The following is an 18,943-nucleotide window of genomic DNA, read 5'->3' as shown; positions in this document are numbered from 1 at the left end:
TTTCAGTCTCTTGCGTCCCACCATGAGCGGACGAAGGGCGAGCCTGGTCATGCAGTTCGGTCAGGCCGTCAGACGGGTCAGCGCCTCGCGGTACTTGTCGGCAGTTCGCTGCGCAACGTCGGCCGGAACAGCTGGAGCCGGCGGCTGCTTGTTCCAGCCGGTCGATTCGAGCCAGTCACGGACGAACTGCTTGTCGAAGCTCGGCGGGTTCTTGCCTTCCTCGTAGCTATCGGCTGGCCAGAAGCGGCTCGAGTCAGGAGTGAGCACTTCGTCCATCAGTGTCAGCGTGCCGTCGTCGTCGAGCCCGAACTCGAACTTGGTGTCGGCGATGATGATGCCGCGCGTGGCTGCGTACTCGACTGCCGCGCTATAGAGCGCGATGGACACGTCGCGCACCTGGGCAGCAAGCTCCTTGCCGATGATAGCCTCGCACTGCTCGAACGAGATGTTCTCGTCGTGATCGCCCACTGCCGCCTTGGTCGAAGGTGTGAAGATTGGCTGCGGCAGCTTGGCAGCTTCTTTCAAACCAACCGGGAGCTGGATGCCGCAAACCGTGCCGCTCTTTTGGTATTCCTTCCAGCCGGAGCCGACGATGTAGCCACGCACAATCGCCTCCACTGCTACCGGCTTTAGACGCTTGGCGACCACGGCACGGCCTTCTACGAGCGGCAACTCGGCTGCCGGCACAACGTCTTCGACTTTGTCACCGGTGAAGTGGTTGGGGATCAGGCCGTTGAGCTTGTCGAACCAGAAGTTGGAGATCGCGGTGAGTATCTTGCCTTTCTCCGGAATCGGTTCGGCGAGAATCACGTCGAACGCCGATAGACGATCGGTGGCGACCATGAGCATGCGTTTGTCGTCGATCTCGTAGAGATCACGAACCTTGCCCGAATAGATCTTCTTCAGGCTGAGGGCGGTGGGAGTGGTCATACGAAACTTCCGCGGTTGGCAGGTCGGCAGAAACGAAACAGGCGAAACCGAGGGTTTCGCCTATCCGTGTCGTGTTGCAAGGGCAGCTCTCGCTTAGCCCAGGTTGTCCTTGAGCAGACTGAGCACCCGGCGTGCAACATCGGCCGGTGCGACGGTGTCGACGCTCTTGTCGAGCGAGACCTGAACGCCATTGCCGACACGGGTCAGACGTACCTGATAACGCTCAGCCCGCGCCTCGATCTCTTCCTTGTCCGGTGCACCACCGAACAGACGGCTGAAGAAGCCGGGCTTGTCATCCGGATCGTCGGCACGCTCGCTCAGATTCACGTAATACACGCCGAGACTGCGGTCCAGATCGTCAACACGTACGTCCGCCGCCTGAAGGGCTCGACCGATACTGGACCAGGCGCGATCGAAATCGCTATCCAGCTGCAGCAGAGGATTGCCGCTACCGTCCTCGGTCAGATTCACCCGACTCGGCGCATCGAAATCACGCTCTGCCAGCAACGATACCGATCCGCCTTGCTTGGCGCTCTGGGTAAGGCTGGCTTGCAACTCGTCGAGCAGTACCCGATCGAGTTCCTTGTTGTTGGAAGTCTCCGGCCAGGCCACGTCGGCGGTGCTGCCGGCTGGACGCTTGACGCTGACCACGAAGATCTCGCTGGTATTGCGCTGTACACCCGGCTCGACGCGAACACGTACCCGGGTTTCGCCATCCTGAATGCCCAGATTGCGTACCAACGCGTCGTTCAGCCCCGCGGCGCCTTGCCAGGCCGTGGTGAACTCGCCGGTCTGGCGGCGCTCTTCAGCAATGCTGAAGCCGTTGTCGGTGAAGAACTGCCGCGCGGCGGTCCAGACCTGTGACGGTGTGTACTGTGCCACCAGCCAGCGAGAATCCTCGGATGACTGCACGCTGAAATCACTGAGTTCTGCCGCCACTTGCAAACGCTGAGGGCGCGGCACTTCGTACTTGCCGGGGACGCCAGTGCTGTCAGCAACCTGCTGCGGAATCGGCAGCAGCGGGTCGAGCGGGCGGGTCTCGCCATCGACTGCAACCTGCATCGGTGCGGTCTGACGCGCCGAGAGGTAATCACTACCGCGGTCACGGAAATATCCATCATCGCCCCACAGCCAGCCGCAGCCACTGGTTGCAGAGATCATCAGGGCAAGGGTCGAAAGTCCGGCCAGTCGCTTCATGCGTATTCCTTTGTTATTAAGCCAGTACGCCGGTTTGGCGCATTGCCTGGCGTAGCGGTTCCTGGAAGCTCTGACTCAGCCAGGTCAGCGGCAGACGGATGCCATTACCCATCAGGCCCATCTCGTGCAGTGCCCACTTGACCGGGATCGGGTTGGCTTCCAGGAACAGAGCGCGATGCAACGGCATCAAACGCTCGTTGATTGCGCGAGCAGTGACGGCATCGCCGGCCATCGCCGCGGCGCAGAGATCGCTCATGGCGCGTGGCGCCACGTTTGCGGTCACGGAGATGTTGCCCTTGCCGCCCATCAGCATCAGTTCGACGGCAGTGGGGTCATCACCGGAGTACACGAGGAAATCCTTGCTGACGCGATCCAGCACTTCCTGGCCGCGCTTGAGGTCGCCAGTGGCCTCCTTGATCCCGATGATGTTGGATATCTTGGACAACCGCTCGACGGTATCCGGCAGCATGTCGCAAACGGTACGACCGGGCACGTTGTAGAGAATCTGCGGAATCGCCACGGCCTCGGCGATGTGTTTGAAGTGTAGGTAGAGGCCTTCCTGGGTCGGCTTGTTGTAGTACGGGGTCACCAGCAGGCAGGCATCGGCGCCTGCGGACTTGGCGTTCTCGGTCAGCTCGACGGCTTCGCTGGTGGAGTTGGCGCCCGTACCGGCGATGACCGGAATCCGGCCATTGACCTGTTCGACGACGCGCCGGATCACTTCGATGTGCTCGGCGACGCTAAGCGTGGCCGACTCACCGGTAGTCCCGACAGCAACGATTGCATTGGTGCCTTCCTGCAAGTGGAAGTCCACCAGTTTGCTCAGGCTGTCCCAGTCCAGACCGCCCTGCGCATCCATGGGCGTGACCAGCGCCACCATACTGCCCGCAATCATGCAACCACTCCTGCCGGAATAATAAAAAGAGGCGTAATGGTACAAGGCTCCCCAGCGCTTTGCGAGTAGCCTGAAGCACGCTGCACAAAGCCGATGGGGACCAGGCGCCGAGCCCTGGCCACGGGGGCCATTTGGCAGTGCGCATTCCCTCTGCCCTCGGTTTTCGCTACCCTTAGCCGTTTTCGGCTTGGCTGGCCGACCGATTCACCACCGCCAGGAATGCTGCATGTCCACCCCCCCTCTACCCCGCGAACAATTTCTCGTCATCAGCGCGCTCGGCGCCAACCCGATGGAGCTGACCAACGTGCTCTGCCGGGCCGCCAACGAGAATCGCTGCGCGGTTGTCAGCACGCGGCTGACCCGCCACGGCGAATGCAGTGCACTGGTTCTGGAAGTCACTGGCAGCTGGGACGCATTGGCCCGGATGGAAACGACCCTGCCGGGGCTTGCGAAGAAGCACGCCTTCACCGCCAACGTGGTGCGTAGCGAGGCGCTGGAAAATCGCCCGCAGGCACTGCCCTACGTCGCTTATGTGAGCGCCGCCTTTCGTCCCGACATCCTCAATGAGCTGTGCCAGTTCTTCATCGACCATCGCGTCGAACTGGAAAGCCTGACCTGCGACACCTACCAGGCCCCACAGACCGGCGGAACCATGCTCAACGCCACACTGACCGTCACGCTCCCGGCGGGTACGCAGATCAGCTGGCTGCGCGACCAGTTCCTCGATTTCGCCGACGCACTGAACCTCGACGCACTGATCGAGCCCTGGCGTCCGCAGAACCCTTGAGATCAGTAACCAGGAGCCCACAATGGCCGTTGAAATCGACCGCCCCGTCCCGCCCTTTCAGGCTCAGGCCACCAGTGGTCAGCTGATCGAACTCGAGTCGCTGGCCGGCAAGCAGGTCGTGTTTTACTTCTACCCGAAGGACAACACACCCGGCTGTACAACCGAAGGCCAGGGCTTTCGCGATCACCACCAGGCTTTTATGGCGGCGAACACCCTGGTATTCGGCGTTTCCCGTGATAGCCTGAAGACCCATGAGAACTTTCGCGCCAAGCAGGGCTTCCCGTTCGAGCTGATCAGTGACAAAGAAGAGCAGCTCTGCCAGCTGTTCGACGTGATCAAACTGAAAAAGCTCTACGGCAAGGAATACCTCGGCGTGGATCGCAGCACCTTTCTCATCGACCGCAACGGCGTGTTGCGGCAGGAGTGGCGTACGGTCAAGGTGCCGGGCCACGTAGAGGCGGTCCTTCAAGCCGCGCAAGCACTGAACGCCGAATGAAAAAGGCTGACCACAGCGCCAGCCCTTCCCGCGTCATTCAGCCACTTCTACCAAACCCGCCTTAGGCTCGCCTGGCCACGCATTGAGAACGGCTTTGAACAAGGTCGCCAACGGAATGGCAAAGAACACGCCCCAGAAGCCCCACAACCCTCCAAACAGCAGTACCGCGCAGATGATCGCCACCGGGTGCAGATTCACCGCCTCGGAGAACAGCAGGGGTACCAGCACGTTGCCATCCAGCGTCTGGATGATCGCGTAAGCCACCATCAGATAGAAGAACTGGTCGCCCAGCCCCCACTGGAATATTCCGATCAGCGCGATCGGAATGGTCACGACCGTCGCGCCGATATAGGGCACCACGACCGAGACGCCGACCAGCATCGCCATCAGCGCGGCATAGTTAAGCCCCAGCGCGGCGAAGACTGCATACGACACCACGGCACAGATCAGGATCTCGATCGCCTTGCCACGGATGTAGTTGGCGATCTGCAGATTCATTTCCTGCGAGACCTGAGTGATCAGCCCGCGCTCGCGCGGCAGATAGCTCTTGATCCAATCGCTGATCTGCTGCCGGTCCTTGAGGAAAAAGAACACCAGGATCGGCACCAGGACCAGATAAATCATCAGTCCGATCAGCAGCGGCAGGCTGGACAGCGACGATGTCAGCACCAATTGGCCATAACGGCCGATCTCGCTTCGAATAAAGTCGATGCCGCGCAGCACCTGCTCCTCGGTCACCAGCTGCGGGTAGCGCTCCGGCAGCAATAGCAGCAACGACTGCCACTCGACCAGCATGCGCGGCAGCTCGTTGAACAGGGTCAGAACCTGCTGCCAGAGCAAGGGCACAATGAACAGCGTGCAGACCACCATCACACCGATGAACATCAGAAATACCAGCCACACCGCGAGCAGATGCGGCACTCGCAGCCGTTCCAGCGCGCCCACCAACCCCTGCATCAGGAACGCCAGCACCAATCCCGCCAGTACCGGCGCCAGCATCCGACCAAAAATCAGGACAGCGGCGAAAGCCAGAAACAGTAAGACCGCAAGAACCACTGCCTCCTCATGGGAGAAGTAACGCTGCATCCAGCCGCGTAATACCTTGAGCATTTCATTCCTCGAAGCGAATCGTCAGGCCTTGCGCAGCCAGTAGCGATAAAGACCACCTTCGACCTCTTCATGCAGCAATGCATGACCGGCCAGTTTGGCGAAGCTGCGGAAGTCCCTTTGCGAACCCGGATCGCTGGCAATGACCTTGAGCACTGCACCGCTGGACATACGGTTCAGCTCCAGCTTGGCCTTGAGCAGAGGCATCGGGCAGTCAAGCCCAACAGCATCCAGTTCGGCATCGCATTCAAGCGATTGCGGTCGCGCTTCGGTCATGGTTCGCCTCCACAGAAAAGCCTCGCAGCATACCTAGCACAGCGGGCCTCTGGCCAGCCGGCCAAGGTCAAGGCTACAGTAGCCGCTCTCAACTCAACGAGCCTGTCTGGATGAAATTGCTGCGCCCCGCCCTGCTCACGCTCGCCTGCCTGAGTGCACTGCCAGCATTGGCCAACGACCTGCCTTCGCTCGGCGATGCCAGCTCCTCCATCGTTTCACCTGAACAGGAGCACCAGCTCGGCCGGGCATGGCTCAGCCTGCTGCGCGGGCAGGTAAGCCAGCTCTCGGACCCACAGCTCAAGGACTATGTAGAAAGCAGTGTCTATCGCCTGGCCGAGACCAGTCAGCTGCAGGATCGTCGCCTCGAATTCGTCCTGCTGGACAGCCCGCAGCTGAATGCCTTCGCAGCTCCAGGCGGGATCATTGGTGTCAACGGGGGCCTGTTCATTTATGCCCAGACCGAAGCCGAATATGCCTCGGTGATGGCTCACGAACTGGCGCACCTTTCCCAGCGCCATTTCGCCCGCGGACTGGAAGCGCAACAGCGCATGCAACTGCCTCTGATGGCCGCCATGCTGGCCGGCGTCGTCGCAGCCGCAGCCGGCGCAGGTGATGCCGGCATCGCCGCCATCGTGTCTACCCAGGCCGCTGCCATCCAGGCCCAGCGCCGCTTTTCCCGGCAGAACGAACAGGAGGCCGACCGCATCGGCATCGTCAACCTCGAGCGGGCCGGTTACGACCCGCGTGCGATGCCCTCAATGTTCGGTCGCCTCATGCGCCAGTATCGTTACGATCAGAAGCCACCGGAATTCCTGCTGACGCACCCGGTCAGTGAATCACGCATCGCGGATACCACAAACCGAGCGGAACAGTATCCACAGGGTGGAGCACAGGACAGCCTGCGCTACCAGCTGATGCGCGCTCGAACGCAATTGAAGTTCGAAAGAACACCGGGCGTCGAGGCCAAGCGATTCCGCGCGATGCTCAGCGAAAATCCAGAGATGGATGCCGCACGCTATGGCCTTGCGCTCGCGCAAGTCAAAGCTGGGCAACTCGACGAAGCGAACAGCAGCCTTGCCCCGCTTCTAACCAAGGCACCGGACGACATCACCTACAACCTCGCGCAGATCGAACTCGACATCACCGCCAACCGCCTGCAACAGGCGCAGACCCGTTTACAGCGGTTGCTGCAGCTATATCCGGGCAACTACCCGGTGCGCCAGATGCACATTGACCTTCTGATGGAGAAGGGCGAGACACAGCAAGCCGAGCGCGAGCTGGACAAGCTGGTGGAGCAGCGCCGCCAGGACCCCGATATCTGGTATCAGGTCGCCGAAGTGCGCGGGCTCAGCGGCAACATCGTTGGCCTGCATCAGGCCCGCGCGGAGTACTTCGCCCTGGTAGGCGACTATGACCAGGGCATCGAGCAACTCGACCTCGCCAAGCGTCGTGCCAGCAACTTCCAGATCGCATCACGGATCGACGCGCGCCAGAAACAGCTGATCGAAGAAAAACGAATGGTCGAGGAAATGCTGCGCTGAGTTGAAAACGGCGCTGAACATTCAGCGCCGATGCAAAGGCTCAGGCGTTGCCGGCCTGTTTCAGCCGCGCGGCCTGGGTGAAATCGAGCATCCGCTTGAGGGGCTTGACCGCACGCGGAATGATCGCCGGATCGACGAAGATTTCATTGCTGCCAGCGCGCAGGCATTCCAGGGTCCGCTCCAGCGTGTTCATCGCCATCCAGGGGCAATGCGCACAGCTTCGGCAGGCTGCACCCTGGCCGGCGGTCGGCGCTTCGATGAACGTTTTTTCAGGGCACAACTGCTGCATCTTGTAAAAGATGCCCCGATCCGTCGCAACGATCAGCGTCTGCTGCGGCAAGGTCTGCGCAGCCTTGATCAGCTGACTGGTCGAACCTACCGCATCGGCGAGTTCGACCACCGCCTGCGGGGACTCCGGATGCACCAGAATCGCGGCATCCGGGTAAAGAGCCTTCATGTCAGCCAATTGCTTGGCCTTGAACTCTTCGTGGACGATACAGGCGCCATCCCAGAGCAGGATGTCGGCACCGGTCTCGCGCTGTACGTAGTTGCCCAGATGCTTGTCCGGCGCCCAGATGATCTTTTCGCCGTTATCCATCAGGCTTTCGACGATTTCCAGCGCACAACTGGATGTCACCACCCAGTCAGCCCGTGCCTTTACCGCCGCCGAAGTGTTGGCATAGACGACCACGGTGCGCTCCGGATGCTGATCGCAGAACGCTGAAAACTCTTCGACAGGGCAGCCCAGATCAAGAGAACAGGTCGCCTCGAGCGTGGGCATGAGCACGCGCTTCTCAGGATTGAGGATCTTCGCCGTTTCGCCCATGAACTTGACGCCGGCTACCAGCACGGTCTGGGCCGGGTGCTCGTTGCCGAAGCGCGCCATTTCCAGGGAGTCGGAAACGCAGCCGCCGGTTTCCTCGGCCAATGCCTGGATCACCGGATCGGTGTAGTAATGCGCCACCAGCACCGCATTCTGGCGCTTCAACTCGGCGGCTATCTCACTGCGCAGCCGCGCTTCCTGCTCAGGCGTAAGCGGCTTGGGCTGCTTGGCTGCCAAGTGAGCCTGCACGAGAATGCGTTCGGGTATCTGCGTCATGGACGGGTCCTGCCAGCACGGGATTGCACGAAGCGCCGAGTATAACGGCCCAGGCCGGGAATTCGGGCTTGTCAGTAGAGACGAGGCGCGCAGGATTCAGACACGCCTCCTGCCTTTCAACGGGGCAGGAATACTAGCCGAAGCCTCTACAAAAGGGAAAGCACGGTAAAAAAGCGTGAAAAGCCGGGCATTGCACCCAGCCAAACGAAAACCGCCGGCATCAGCCGGCGGTTCTTTTCTTCTGGATCACTCGCCCTTGAGCATGTGTCCACGTTCCTCCAGGTTGATGTGCCACTGCATCGCTTCACCCAGCAGGTGCGGCGTCTGGCCGCCCTTCTTGCAGGCGTCGTCGAAGTACTTGTTCAGCGCATCGCGGTAGGACGGGTGCACGCAGTTGTCGATGATGGCGCGGGCGCGCTCGCGCGGAGCGAGGCCACGCAGGTCAGCCAGGCCTTGCTCGGTAACCAGAATCTCGACGTCATGCTCGGTGTGGTCAACGTGAGCAACCATCGGCACGACGCTGGAGATGTTGCCACCCTTGGCGATCGACTTGGTCACGAAGATGGCCATGTGAGCGTTACGCGCGAAATCGCCCGAACCGCCAATGCCGTTCATCATCTTGGTGCCGCCCACGTGAGTGGAGTTGACGTTGCCATAGATGTCGAACTCGAGCGCGGTGTTGATACCGATGATGCCAAGACGGCGCACAAGCTCAGGATGGTTGGAGATTTCCTGAGGACGCAGGATCAGCTTGTCCTTGTACTTCTCCAGGTTGCCGAACACGCGATCATTGCAACGCTCGGACAGGGTGATGGAGCAACCGGAAGCAAAGGTCATCTTGCCCGCATCGATCAGCTCGAAGGTGCAGTCCTGCAGTACTTCGGAGTACATCACCAGGTCTTCGAACGGCGAATCGATCAGACCGCACATCACTGCGTTGGCGATGTTGCCGATACCGACCTGCATCGGGCCGAGGTTCTTCGCCATACGGCCGGCTTCGACTTCGCTCTTGAAGAACTCGACCAGATGGTTGGCGATGGCCTGGGTTTCTTCGTCCGGCGGAGTGACCGTGGAGTAGGAATCCGGCTGATTGGTGATGACGATGGCGGCAATCTTGGCCGGATCGACCGGGATCGAAGTCGCGCCAAGACGATCATCGACCTTGGTCAGCGGGATCGGGCCGCGGTTCGGGCGCTCACCCGGGAAGTAGATGTCGTGCAGACCTTCCAGGTTCAGGTTGTGTGCCAGGTTCAGCTCGATGATCACCTGGTCGGCGAACATGGCCAGGTTGGCCGAGTTGCCTACTGAAGTGGTCGGTACGATGTGGCCCTGCTCGGTGATGCACAACGCTTCGACGATGGTGACGTCGGGACGCTTGATCTGATGATTGCGCATCTGCTCGACGGTATGCGACAGGTGCTGGTCGATGAACATGACCTCACCGGCGTTAATCGCCTTGCGCAGTACCGGATCGGCCTGGAACGGCATGCGACGGGCCAGTAGACCCGCGGAAGCCATCTTGCCATCGAGATCGTTACCCAGGCTGGCGCCAGTGACCAGGCTGATCTGCAGCTTCTCGTCCTTGGCACGGTCGATCAGCGCGAGGGGCACAGCCTTGGCTTCGCCCGCACGGGTGAAGCCGCTCATGCCAACGGTCATGCCGTCGCGAATAAGGGCAGCTGCCTCGTGGGCACTCATGACCTTGTTCTGCAGAGAGGACAAGCGGATACGATCAGAATACATTTGAGCCTCGAACCAACGGTAATCGGAAGGGGCCGCAGTCTATTACGTTTAAAAACGCTTGAGCCACCTACTAAGGTCGTAGAGAAAAACGCTTCTTATGACCGAACGTAGCAGCCTGCAGCAACGCAAAATTGCAGCCATTAAAAAAGCCGGATAACCCTGACAGGTCTCCGGCTTCTTGTGCTCTCTCTGGAGCGATATGGTGGGTCGTGTAGGATTCGAACCTACGACCAATTGGTTAAAAGCCAACTGCTCTACCAACTGAGCTAACGACCCAATGCGGGGCGCATGATACTGATTTGATTGATGAAAACAAACTTTTTTTTGAAAAAGTTCGTGATCGCCTTCGTTTGACGCCCCCCCCAGTACTGGCGCAGGCCGCTCAGAAATAGCGAGTGGGGTCAGCCAGCCCCGCTTCGGCAAAACCGGCGGCGCGCAATCGACAGCTGTCGCACTTGCCACAGGCACGCCCATCCGTGTCGGCCTGATAGCAGGAAACCGTCGCCGCATAGTCCACGCCCAGACGAGACCCCTCCTGCACGATCCGCGCCTTGCTCATCTCCTGCAGTGGTGCCTGGATGCGAAACCCCAGCCCTTCTACGCCTGCCTTGGTGGCCAGATTGGCCATTCGCTCGAATGCCGCAACGAACTCCGGTCGACAATCCGGGTAGCCCGAGTAATCGACCGCATTGACGCCGATAAAGATGTCACGGGCACCCAGCACCTCAGCCCAGCCAAGGGCCAACGAGAGAAACACCGTATTGCGCGCCGGGACGTATGTGACCGGAATACCCTCACCAGGCACCTCAGGCACATCGATGCTGTCGTCGGTCAATGCCGAGCCGCCGATGCCATTGAGGTCCAGGCCGATCACCTTGTGTTCGACCACTCCCAGTTGTTGAGCAACACGTTCGGCCGCCTGCAGTTCGGCGCGATGACGCTGGCCGTAGTCAAAGCTCATGGTGTAGCAGGCGTAGCCCTGAGCACGGGCCATGGCGACCACCGTAGCCGAATCAAGCCCGCCGGACAGCAGGATGACTGCTTTCTTCTCGTTCATTTCGCGATACCTTCAAAACGGATGAGCACGACCAGCCAGGGACGAGCCGCCAATGCCAGCGACTCAGTGGCCGGGCGCGTCGTTCCAGATAATCTTGTGCAACTGAAGCTGCAAGCGCACCGGCAGATTGTCAGCAACGATCCAGTCCGCAAGGGCACGAACATCGACCTGACCGTGACTCGGCGAGAACAACACCTCTCCGGCACGTCGATCCAGCCCGTACTCGATCAGCTTGCTGACAGCCCAGTCATAATCCTCGCGGGAACAGATGACGAACTTGACCTGATCGTTGCGCGTTATGCAGGCGATGTTCTCGTAGCGGTTACGCGCGACCTCGGCGGAACCCGGTGTTTTCAGGTCCACTACACGGCTGACACGCTCATCCACCACGGAGATATCGAGTGCACCACTGGTCTCCAGTGAAACCTCATATCCCGCATCGCACAATCGCTGCAGCAAAGGCACGCAGTTGGGCTGCGCCAGCGGCTCTCCCCCGGTCACGCAGACGTAACGGGGATTGTAGGAGGCAACCCGCTCGACGATCGCGTCGAGCGTCATCAACTCTCCGCCGCTGAATGCGTAGGCGGTATCGCAATATTGACAGCGCAGGGGACAGCCGGTCAGGCGAACGAACACAGTAGGCAATCCACTGGTCCGCGTCTCCCCCTGCAGCGAGTAGAAAATCTCGGTAATTCGCAGGGTCATATCAGCCACGGGCGTGACGGCTAAACAGGCCATCCGCCTCCGTTGCGGGAAATAGGGGCGGCGATTCTAACGAAAAAACCCGCGCGATGGGCGGGTTTCGTTCGTCTCGCCAGTGTGCCTCAGCGATTGAGCTGACGCTGAGCCAATTGTGCAGCCGATGTATTCGGATACTGGGCAATGACCTCACGCAGAATGCCCTGCGCCTTGTCCCGATTACCCAGACGGATCTCAACATCTGCCAGCTTGTAGAGGGAATCCGGCACCTTGTTGTGCTGCGGATACGCCTGGCTCACTCGAGCGAACGCCTGACCGGCCCCTTGCAGGTCGCCCTTTGCCAGGTTGACCTCGCCAAGCCAGTACTGGGCGTTGCCAGCGTACTGACTGTCAGGGTACTTGCGCAGGAATGCAGCGAAAGCCTGGCTGGCCTTGTCGAAATCCTTCGCCTTGATCAGGTCGAAAGCAGCGTCGTAATAGAGCTTTTCCTTTGCAGGATCGCCCGATGCGCTTTGCGACTGGCCGTGGCTGGCAGCGGCGGGTGCCGAACTTCCAGCTGACGCCGCCGTATTACTGGACGGAGCAGGCTGATTGCCTGCCGCGGATCCGCTGGACAGACGGCGATCCAGGTCCTGATAGCGTTCCAGCCCCTCTTGTTGCAGGCGCTGGATCTGATTCTGTTGTTCCTCAAGCATGCCGCGCAGTTGCGCGATCTCTTCCTGCATCTGCTGTAGCTGCATGAAGAGCATGCCCTGTGCCGAAGATGGAGCGGTGGCTCCACCTCCGGCATAGGCACCGTCACCGCTCGGCGCGGCGGTGGAGTAATCCGAGTTGCCACTAGCGGCACCTTCTTCGTAATCCACCACCGGCACTTGAGCCACCGCCATCAGCGGCAGCGCGAGCACTGTAAGAGTCAGAGCATGACGGTACTTACGCATGACGAATTACTTGCGCAGTTCGACGCGACGGTTCTGGGCCCAGGACTGCTCGTCGTTACCCATGGCAACTGGACGCTCTTCGCCGTAGGAAACCAGCTCCAGCTGAGCCGGGGAAACGCCCTGCAGTACCAGGTAACGCTGTACGGCCTTGGAACGGCGCTCGCCCAGAGCCATGTTGTACTCACGGGTACCACGCTCGTCGGTGTGGCCTTCCAGAACGACGCGAGCGCCGTTGCCTTTCAGGTCCTTGGCGTGAACGTCCAGAGCGCGCATGGCTTCCGGCTTCAGGTCGGAGCTGTCGTACTCGAAGTAGAAGGTAGTGATGGCGCGCAGAGCGGCTTCTTCGCTCATGCTGCTATCGACGGAACCGGAATCAGCACCGTAACCTGCATTCGGATCGATCGCGCCCGAACCTTCGCCCGAATCGTCGCCGCCTTTGGAGGAACAACCGACAGCAACAGCCATGGCCAGAGCCAGAGCGGTGAACTTACCGAATTTCAGCATTTCCATTTGTAACAACCCCAGGTGTGTTTTGGTTAAAAGCGTTGATACCGCATCAGTTCAGGTAAGGGGACCAGGACGGCTCTCGGACTTCGCCTTGAGCTGTAGGAAGCGGGAGCCTAACGCGTCCATTGATGGACACGAGCATCAAGACTCCCCGGCCCTGCTGGCGGGTGGCGTAGATTAGCATGGTGCCATTAGGCGCAACAGTGGGCGATTCATCCAGACTGGTATCCGAGAGTATTCGCAAATTGCCACGCTGCAGATCCTGCGCAGCAACCTTGAAGTTTGTGTAACCGTCCTGGCGATGGATCATGACCAGCGTCTTCTCGTCGGCCGACAGCTTCGGGTTGGCGTTGTAGTTGCCAACGAACGTCACACGCTCAGCCGAATTGCTGCCCAACCGCTGCTTGTAGACCTGAGGCTTGCCAGCACGATCAGAGGTGTAATAAATGGTCTGACCATCAGCACCCCAGAAGGGTTCGGTATCGATCGCGTAGTGATTGGTCAGGCGCTGCAACTGCCGCGAGCCGAGGTCCATCACATAGATTTCCGGATTGCCATCTTTCGACAGTACGAACGCCAGGCGATTGCCATCTGGCGAGAATGCCGGCGCACCGTTCAAACCTTCGAAGTTGGTGACCTGTTCGCGGCGACCCGTGTCGATGTGCTGGATGAAAATACGTGGACGCTTCTGCTCGAAGGACACATAGGCAATCCGGCGTCCGTCCGGCGAATAACGCGGGGAGAGGATGGGCTCGCGCGATTGCAGCAGAGTCACCGCCCGAGCGCCGTCATAATCCGAACGCTGCAGCGTGTAGCGCGTGTTGGCGCCACCCAGCCGCTCAACCGTCACATACAGCAGACGCGTGGAAAACGCGCCCTTGATGCCGGTGAGTTTCTCGAAGGACTGATCCGCCGCATGGTGCGCCATGTCGCGCAACTGATCCGGGGAACCACCAACGGTTCCAGTCATCACCTGCTGTTCGGTCGTTACGTTGAACACTTCGTAACGGACCTGAAGGCGGCCACCGGCCGGCTCGATATTGCCGACCATCACGTACTGGGCGCCCAGAGCCTTCCAGTCGCGATAGATGATCTCGCTGCCGCGGGTCGGCATGCTGATCATGTTCTGCCGCGGAATGGGCTGGAAAATACCGGAATTGCGCAGGTCGTTGCCGACGATTTCCGCCATGTCCTCAGGCAGTACGGTGCCGCCCTGCCAACCGAATGGAACGACCGCGATCGGGATCGCACGGTCGGCACCACTGGTGACGACGATGTTTTTTTCCTGCGCCACCGCCATTCCCGCCAGGCAGCAGAGCAGGACAAGTAGACCTCGAAGGGAGTTGATCACAACGCAAGATCCTCAGGCGTAAATGTCATTTTGAAGGACCGGTAAGGCTGGAAGTCCTGCGGGCTCAGGCCCTGCATTTCCGTCAGCCGACCGATGTTCTTTACTGCGGCAACCGCAGAATTGTCGAATGGCACATCTCCGCTCGATCTGGAGACGCTGACGTTGGTGATAGTGCCATCCGGAAGCATGTTTACCTGGAGCTGCACGGTCATGTTATTGCGCGCCGACGGCGGTCGGGTCCAGCCTTCTGCTGCACGCAGCCGGATCAGATCATCGAAGTTGCCGGCAACCTGATCACCATGGGTATCAGCCAGTGCCTGCTGGCGCTCGGTAGTGTCAGAGAGCAGCTCGGCAAGCGCCTGCGCCTTCTTGTCTTCTGCCGCTTTGCGCGCGGCCTCTGCCGCAGCCTTCTTCTTGGCATCTTCAGCAGCTTTTTTCTTGGCAGCTTCGGCGGCAGCTTTCTTCTTCGCTTCCTCAGCCGCCTTGCGCTTGGCTTCTTCAGCGGCCTTCTTCTTGGCCTCCTCTGCTGCCTTCTTCTTGGCCAGTTCTTCAGCAGTCTTTTTCTTGGCGATATCGGCCTGCTTCTGCTGTTCGACCTTCTTGGCTTCCTCGGCCTTTTTCGCCGCAGCCGCTTTATCGGCTGCAGCTTTCGCTGCATCCGCCTTTCGAACCTCTTCCGCCTTCTTTTGTTCCGCAGCACGGGCGGCAGCGGCCTGCTTCTGCTGCTCGACCTTGCGCTGTTCCATCTGCTCGCTTTCGAACTGCTTGGCAGCAGTCTTCTTCGCTTCGCCGGCAATCTTCTGATTGGTCTGAGTCGTCGCCTGGCTCTGCGACTTCAACTGATACAAGGTGGCCTGAACGATCGGCTTGGACGGCGGCAGCTCGGGCGTCATCGAAAAGCTGACGAACAGCATGCCGAAAATAATGACGTGCAGAGCGACCGCCAGCACGGTCGGCCAGAAGTAGCTCTGCGAAGGCGATGACTCACGCTGCTGCATCAAGGCGCCTCGGTGATCAGACCGACATTACCCACGCCGGCTTCCTGCAGACCGCCCATGGCCTCCATCACCGAACCATAATCAACCGCGCGATCGCCACGGATGAACACCTGGGTATCCGGACGCTGGCGCATAATGGCAACGACAGCCTGCGTCATGTCTGCCAGTGCGACGGCCTCGTTGCCCTTGCTGTCGGTATCGACCTCGCTACCGACGTTCCAGTAATAGGTTTTGTCAGCCTTGATGGAAATGGTCAGCACCTGCTTGTCGTTATCCTGCGGCAAGGCTTCGCTGCTGACCTTGGGCAGATCGACCTTGACGCCCTGATTGAGCATCGGCGCCGTGACCATGAAGATAACCAGCAGCACCAGCATCACATCGATGTAAGGCACCACGTTCATCTCGGCGACGGGCTTGCGTCTGTTGCGGATTCTGGCCATGGCCGTGGGCCTCAGTCTTCGGTGGTGTGAACTTTGCGGTGGAGGATGGCCTGGAACTCATCGGCAAAGGTGTAATAACGACCGATGAGCATCTCGCCCCGCGCGGCGAAACGGTTGTAGGCGATCACCGCAGGAATCGCGGCGAACAAACCGATCGCCGTAGCGATCAGCGCTTCGGCGATGCCTGGCGCCACAGTCGCTAGAGTTGCCTGCTGAACCTGAGCCAGGCCGCGAAAGGAGTTCATGATCCCCCAGACGGTACCGAACAGGCCGATGTAAGGGCTGGTGGAACCAACGGTGGCCAGGAATGGCAAGCTCTGCTCGAGCTTTTCCTCTTCACGGGAAATCGCCACGCGCATGGCGCGATTGACCCCATCCATCACCGCATCGGGATCGACACCCTGCTGCTGACGCAGACGGGAAAATTCCTTGAAGCCGGCGCGAAAGATCTGCTCGACGCCAGAATCCGGATCCGGGTTGCTGCCTGCCTGGCGATACAGCTTGGACAGGTCGATACCGGACCAGAAGCGCTCTTCGAAGGTATCAAGTGCTCGCTTCGCGGCACGCAGCATACTGCCGCGCTGAAAAATCAGAATCCATGATGCGACCGAAGCGGCCACCAGAATCAGCATGACCAGCTGCACCACGAAGCTGGCGTTGCTGATCAGGCTCCACATGGACATGTGATCGACGTTGGCTTCCACGCTTACTCTCCTGCAGGGGATAGACCCGAGCCAGCGAAGGCGACACGCAGCGCTTCGGGAATGGCTCGGGGTTTCAAACTTTCGGCACGCACGCAGGCAACCAGCACCTGCCCCTCACAAAGCAGAACATCATCTAGTGCACGCCGGACCTGCTGGCGAAACCGCAGACTGGCGCGATTCACCTCAACCACCTCGGCCGTCACCAGCAATTCATCGTCCAGGCGAGCCGGTGCTCGGTAGCGGGCTTCGACCGAATGCACGACGAACAGCAAGTCCTCACCGGCCAGCTGCGACTGGGCGAATCCCAGGCTGCGCAACCGCTCGGTACGAGCTCGCTCCATGAATTTGAGGTAATTGACGTAGTAGACAATGCCGCCCGCGTCGGTGTCCTCGTAATAGACTCGACAGCGGTGGGTAAAGATTTCAGCTCCGGCTTGCGCGCGCATACTAGTGCTCGGCCCTGTAAATGCCAATCGGGTAACAGAACAATATTTTCTTCAAACTATGTCGCCATCGAACAGATCCGGCGTTGGAGCATCGCTCATGCGCTTGGGCAGGTTGAGGCCGAAATGGAGATAGGCGTGACGCGTCACGACCCGACCGCGCGGCGTGCGCATGATGTAGCCCTGCTGGATGAGGTACGGCTCGAGCACATCCTCGATGGTGTGCCGCTCTTCACTGATCGCAGCGGCCAGGCTGTCGATCCCCACCGGTCCACCGTCGAACTTCTCGATCAGGGTCAGTAGCAGCCGGCGATCCTGATGATCGAAGCCTCGCTCATCGACGTCGAGCATGTTCAAGGCAAGGTCGGCAATCTGCCGGGTGATCTCGCCACGACCCCGCACTTCTGCGAAATCTCGCACACGACGTAGCAAGCGGTTAGCGATACGCGGCGTCCCTCGCGCCCGACGGGCAATCTCGAATGCACCCTCCGGCTCGGTCGGCAGACCGAGGATACCGGCGGAACGGCTGACGATGGTCGCCAGGTCCTCGGTGGAATAGAACTCCAGACGCTGGACGATACCGAATCGGTCTCGCAATGGATTGGTCAGCATACCGGCCCGCGTGGTGGCGCCCACAAGGGTGAACGGCGGCAGATCCAGCTTGATCGAGCGAGCCGCAGGCCCCTCGCCGATCATGATATCCAGCTGGAAATCTTCCATCGCCGGGTACAGAACCTCCTCGACAATGGGCGAAAGGCGATGGATCTCGTCGACGAACAGAACGTCGCCCGCCTCCAGATTGGTCAGCAATGCGGCCAGGTCACCCGGTCGCTCAAGCACCGGGCCCGACGTGCTCTTGATCGACACACCCATCTCTTCGGCGATGATGTTCGCCAAGGTAGTCTTGCCCAGCCCCGGCGGACCGAAGATGAGCGTGTGATCGAGCGCTTCCTGACGGCCCTTGGCGGCGCGGATGAACAGATCCATCTGCTCGCGCACGACCGGCTGACCGATGTACTCGGCCAGCTTGAGTGGCCGAATGGCACGATCCAGTTGCTCGTCGCGATCGCGACTGCCTGCCGTGACGATACGATCCGCTTCGATCATGGCTTACACCATGCCCTTGAGGGCGCGGCGGATCATTTCTTCACTGCTCAAATCATCTTCCTGTATGGCGGACACTGCACGGCTGGCTTCCTGTGGCTTGAAGCCCAGGGAGATCAACGCGCTGACCGCATCATTCTCGGCGCTTGTGACTGCCATTTTGCTCCCGGGTTCAACCACGAAGGTCGCGATGGCGGGCATGCTCTCCCACGCCTTGAAGCGGTCCTTCAACTCCACCAGAAGCCGCTCGGCGGTCTTCTTGCCAACGCCTGGAATGCGCACCAGGACCGACGTATCCTGCGCCTGTACACAACGCACCAGCTCATCCACTTCCAGTCCGGACATCAACGCCAACGCCAGCTTCGGTCCCACACCGTTCAAACGGATCAGCTCACGGAACAGCTCGCGCTCGCGCTTCTCGGCGAAGCCATAAAGAAGTTGTGCGTCTTCACGCACGACGAGGTGCGTATGCAGCGTCACCGGCTCGCCGACCGCCGGCAGGCGATACAGCGTCGTCATCGGCACTTCGACCTCATAGCCGATACCGTTGACATCGAGAATCAGATGTGGGGGTTGCTTTTCCACCAGCGTGCCACGCAAACGTCCGATCAAGCTGTTTCCTCCATGGCCA

Annotated in this window: 21 protein-coding genes and 1 tRNA gene; 3 read left to right on the top strand and 19 right to left on the bottom strand. The window is 60.1% G+C overall.

Going from position 1 to position 18,943, the window contains the following annotated elements:
- Positions 1-60: 60 nt before the first annotated feature.
- The 3 genes from CW305_RS03990 to dapA all read right to left on the bottom strand — a co-directional run bounded on the left by CW305_RS03990 (position 61) and on the right by dapA (position 3,022).
- Complete coding sequence (locus CW305_RS03990) at positions 61-930, bottom strand: phosphoribosylaminoimidazolesuccinocarboxamide synthase (protein WP_041014603.1); 870 nt, start codon at positions 928-930, stop codon at positions 61-63.
- A gap of 93 nt (positions 931-1,023) precedes the next feature.
- Positions 1,024-2,127: an outer membrane protein assembly factor BamC gene (gene bamC / locus CW305_RS03985; protein ID WP_044315276.1), complete on the bottom strand. Its 1,104-nt coding sequence runs from the start codon at positions 2,125-2,127 to the stop codon at positions 1,024-1,026.
- Positions 2,128-2,143: 16 nt separating this feature from the next.
- Complete coding sequence (gene dapA / locus CW305_RS03980; RefSeq protein ID WP_104097137.1) at positions 2,144-3,022, bottom strand: 4-hydroxy-tetrahydrodipicolinate synthase; 879 nt, start codon at positions 3,020-3,022, stop codon at positions 2,144-2,146.
- Between the two features lie 226 nt (positions 3,023-3,248).
- Here dapA and CW305_RS03975 point away from each other — a divergent pair, with 226 nt between their 5' ends.
- Together CW305_RS03975 and CW305_RS03970 are read left to right on the top strand one after the other, a co-directional pair.
- Positions 3,249-3,809 carry a glycine cleavage system transcriptional repressor gene (locus CW305_RS03975; protein WP_041014606.1) on the top strand — a complete coding sequence of 187 codons (561 nt, stop codon included), beginning with the start codon at positions 3,249-3,251 and terminating at the stop codon, positions 3,807-3,809.
- A 22-nt stretch (positions 3,810-3,831) separates the two neighbouring features.
- On the top strand, positions 3,832-4,305 hold the full coding sequence (locus CW305_RS03970) for a peroxiredoxin (protein WP_104097136.1): 474 nt from the start codon (positions 3,832-3,834) through the stop codon (positions 4,303-4,305).
- Positions 4,306-4,338: 33 nt separating this feature from the next.
- Here the strand turns inward: CW305_RS03970 and CW305_RS03965 are convergent, their stop codons facing one another.
- Positions 4,339-5,415 (bottom strand): AI-2E family transporter, encoded by a 1,077-nt coding sequence (locus tag CW305_RS03965; RefSeq protein ID WP_014821026.1) that lies wholly within the window; start codon positions 5,413-5,415, stop codon positions 4,339-4,341.
- 21 nt (positions 5,416-5,436) lie between these two features.
- Entirely contained in the window at positions 5,437-5,688 is a 252-nt protein-coding gene (locus CW305_RS03960) for a sulfurtransferase TusA family protein (RefSeq protein ID WP_014821027.1), read from the bottom strand.
- Positions 5,689-5,798: 110 nt separating this feature from the next.
- Between CW305_RS03960 and CW305_RS03955 the strand changes: the two genes are divergently transcribed.
- Entirely contained in the window at positions 5,799-7,229 is a 1,431-nt protein-coding gene (locus tag CW305_RS03955) for a M48 family metalloprotease (RefSeq protein WP_101274777.1), read from the top strand.
- A gap of 40 nt (positions 7,230-7,269) precedes the next feature.
- Here the strand turns inward: CW305_RS03955 and nadA are convergent, their stop codons facing one another.
- The 14 genes from nadA to ruvA all read right to left on the bottom strand — a co-directional run bounded on the left by nadA (position 7,270) and on the right by ruvA (position 18,924).
- Positions 7,270-8,328 (bottom strand): quinolinate synthase NadA, encoded by a 1,059-nt coding sequence (nadA, locus tag CW305_RS03950; RefSeq protein WP_101274776.1) that lies wholly within the window; start codon positions 8,326-8,328, stop codon positions 7,270-7,272.
- Between the two features lie 246 nt (positions 8,329-8,574).
- Positions 8,575-10,071: a succinyl-CoA:acetate CoA-transferase ScpC gene (gene scpC, locus CW305_RS03945; RefSeq protein ID WP_014821030.1), complete on the bottom strand. Its 1,497-nt coding sequence runs from the start codon at positions 10,069-10,071 to the stop codon at positions 8,575-8,577.
- A gap of 200 nt (positions 10,072-10,271) precedes the next feature.
- Positions 10,272-10,347, bottom strand: a tRNA-Lys gene (locus CW305_RS03940).
- Between the two features lie 106 nt (positions 10,348-10,453).
- On the bottom strand, positions 10,454-11,128 hold the full coding sequence (gene queC / locus CW305_RS03935; protein WP_104097135.1) for a 7-cyano-7-deazaguanine synthase QueC: 675 nt from the start codon (positions 11,126-11,128) through the stop codon (positions 10,454-10,456).
- 63 nt (positions 11,129-11,191) lie between these two features.
- Positions 11,192-11,833 (bottom strand): 7-carboxy-7-deazaguanine synthase QueE, encoded by a 642-nt coding sequence (gene queE / locus CW305_RS03930; protein WP_023446256.1) that lies wholly within the window; start codon positions 11,831-11,833, stop codon positions 11,192-11,194.
- A 119-nt stretch (positions 11,834-11,952) separates the two neighbouring features.
- Complete coding sequence (ybgF, locus tag CW305_RS03925) at positions 11,953-12,765, bottom strand: tol-pal system protein YbgF (RefSeq protein ID WP_104097134.1); 813 nt, start codon at positions 12,763-12,765, stop codon at positions 11,953-11,955.
- A 6-nt stretch (positions 12,766-12,771) separates the two neighbouring features.
- Positions 12,772-13,275 carry a peptidoglycan-associated lipoprotein Pal gene (gene pal, locus CW305_RS03920; RefSeq protein ID WP_003280313.1) on the bottom strand — a complete coding sequence of 168 codons (504 nt, stop codon included), beginning with the start codon at positions 13,273-13,275 and terminating at the stop codon, positions 12,772-12,774.
- A gap of 46 nt (positions 13,276-13,321) precedes the next feature.
- Positions 13,322-14,623: a Tol-Pal system beta propeller repeat protein TolB gene (gene tolB / locus CW305_RS03915; RefSeq protein WP_041014614.1), complete on the bottom strand. Its 1,302-nt coding sequence runs from the start codon at positions 14,621-14,623 to the stop codon at positions 13,322-13,324.
- Entirely contained in the window at positions 14,620-15,621 is a 1,002-nt protein-coding gene (tolA, locus tag CW305_RS03910; RefSeq protein WP_104097133.1) for a cell envelope integrity protein TolA, read from the bottom strand. Before tolA ends, tolB begins: the two co-directional genes overlap by 4 nt.
- Positions 15,621-16,061 (bottom strand): protein TolR, encoded by a 441-nt coding sequence (gene tolR, locus CW305_RS03905; protein WP_003300685.1) that lies wholly within the window; start codon positions 16,059-16,061, stop codon positions 15,621-15,623. The genes tolA and tolR overlap by 1 nt, the downstream gene beginning before the upstream one ends.
- 11 nt (positions 16,062-16,072) lie before the next feature.
- Complete coding sequence (gene tolQ / locus CW305_RS03900) at positions 16,073-16,765, bottom strand: protein TolQ (protein ID WP_014821036.1); 693 nt, start codon at positions 16,763-16,765, stop codon at positions 16,073-16,075.
- A 2-nt stretch (positions 16,766-16,767) separates the two neighbouring features.
- Complete coding sequence (gene ybgC / locus CW305_RS03895) at positions 16,768-17,211, bottom strand: tol-pal system-associated acyl-CoA thioesterase (protein WP_023446262.1); 444 nt, start codon at positions 17,209-17,211, stop codon at positions 16,768-16,770.
- A 51-nt stretch (positions 17,212-17,262) separates the two neighbouring features.
- The gene (ruvB, locus tag CW305_RS03890) at positions 17,263-18,315 is read right to left on the bottom strand and encodes a Holliday junction branch migration DNA helicase RuvB (RefSeq protein ID WP_003300681.1); all 1,053 of its coding nucleotides are present in this window, start codon (positions 18,313-18,315) and stop codon (positions 17,263-17,265) included.
- Between the two features lie 3 nt (positions 18,316-18,318).
- Complete coding sequence (gene ruvA, locus CW305_RS03885; RefSeq protein WP_014821038.1) at positions 18,319-18,924, bottom strand: Holliday junction branch migration protein RuvA; 606 nt, start codon at positions 18,922-18,924, stop codon at positions 18,319-18,321.
- Positions 18,925-18,943: the final 19 nt, after the last annotated feature.

The sequence above is a fragment of the Stutzerimonas kunmingensis genome, assembly GCF_002929225.1.
In the GTDB taxonomy this organism is placed as follows: domain Bacteria; phylum Pseudomonadota; class Gammaproteobacteria; order Pseudomonadales; family Pseudomonadaceae; genus Stutzerimonas.
The sequence above is the reverse complement of the archived record's forward strand: the minus strand, read 5'-3'. Positions and strand labels throughout refer to the sequence as shown.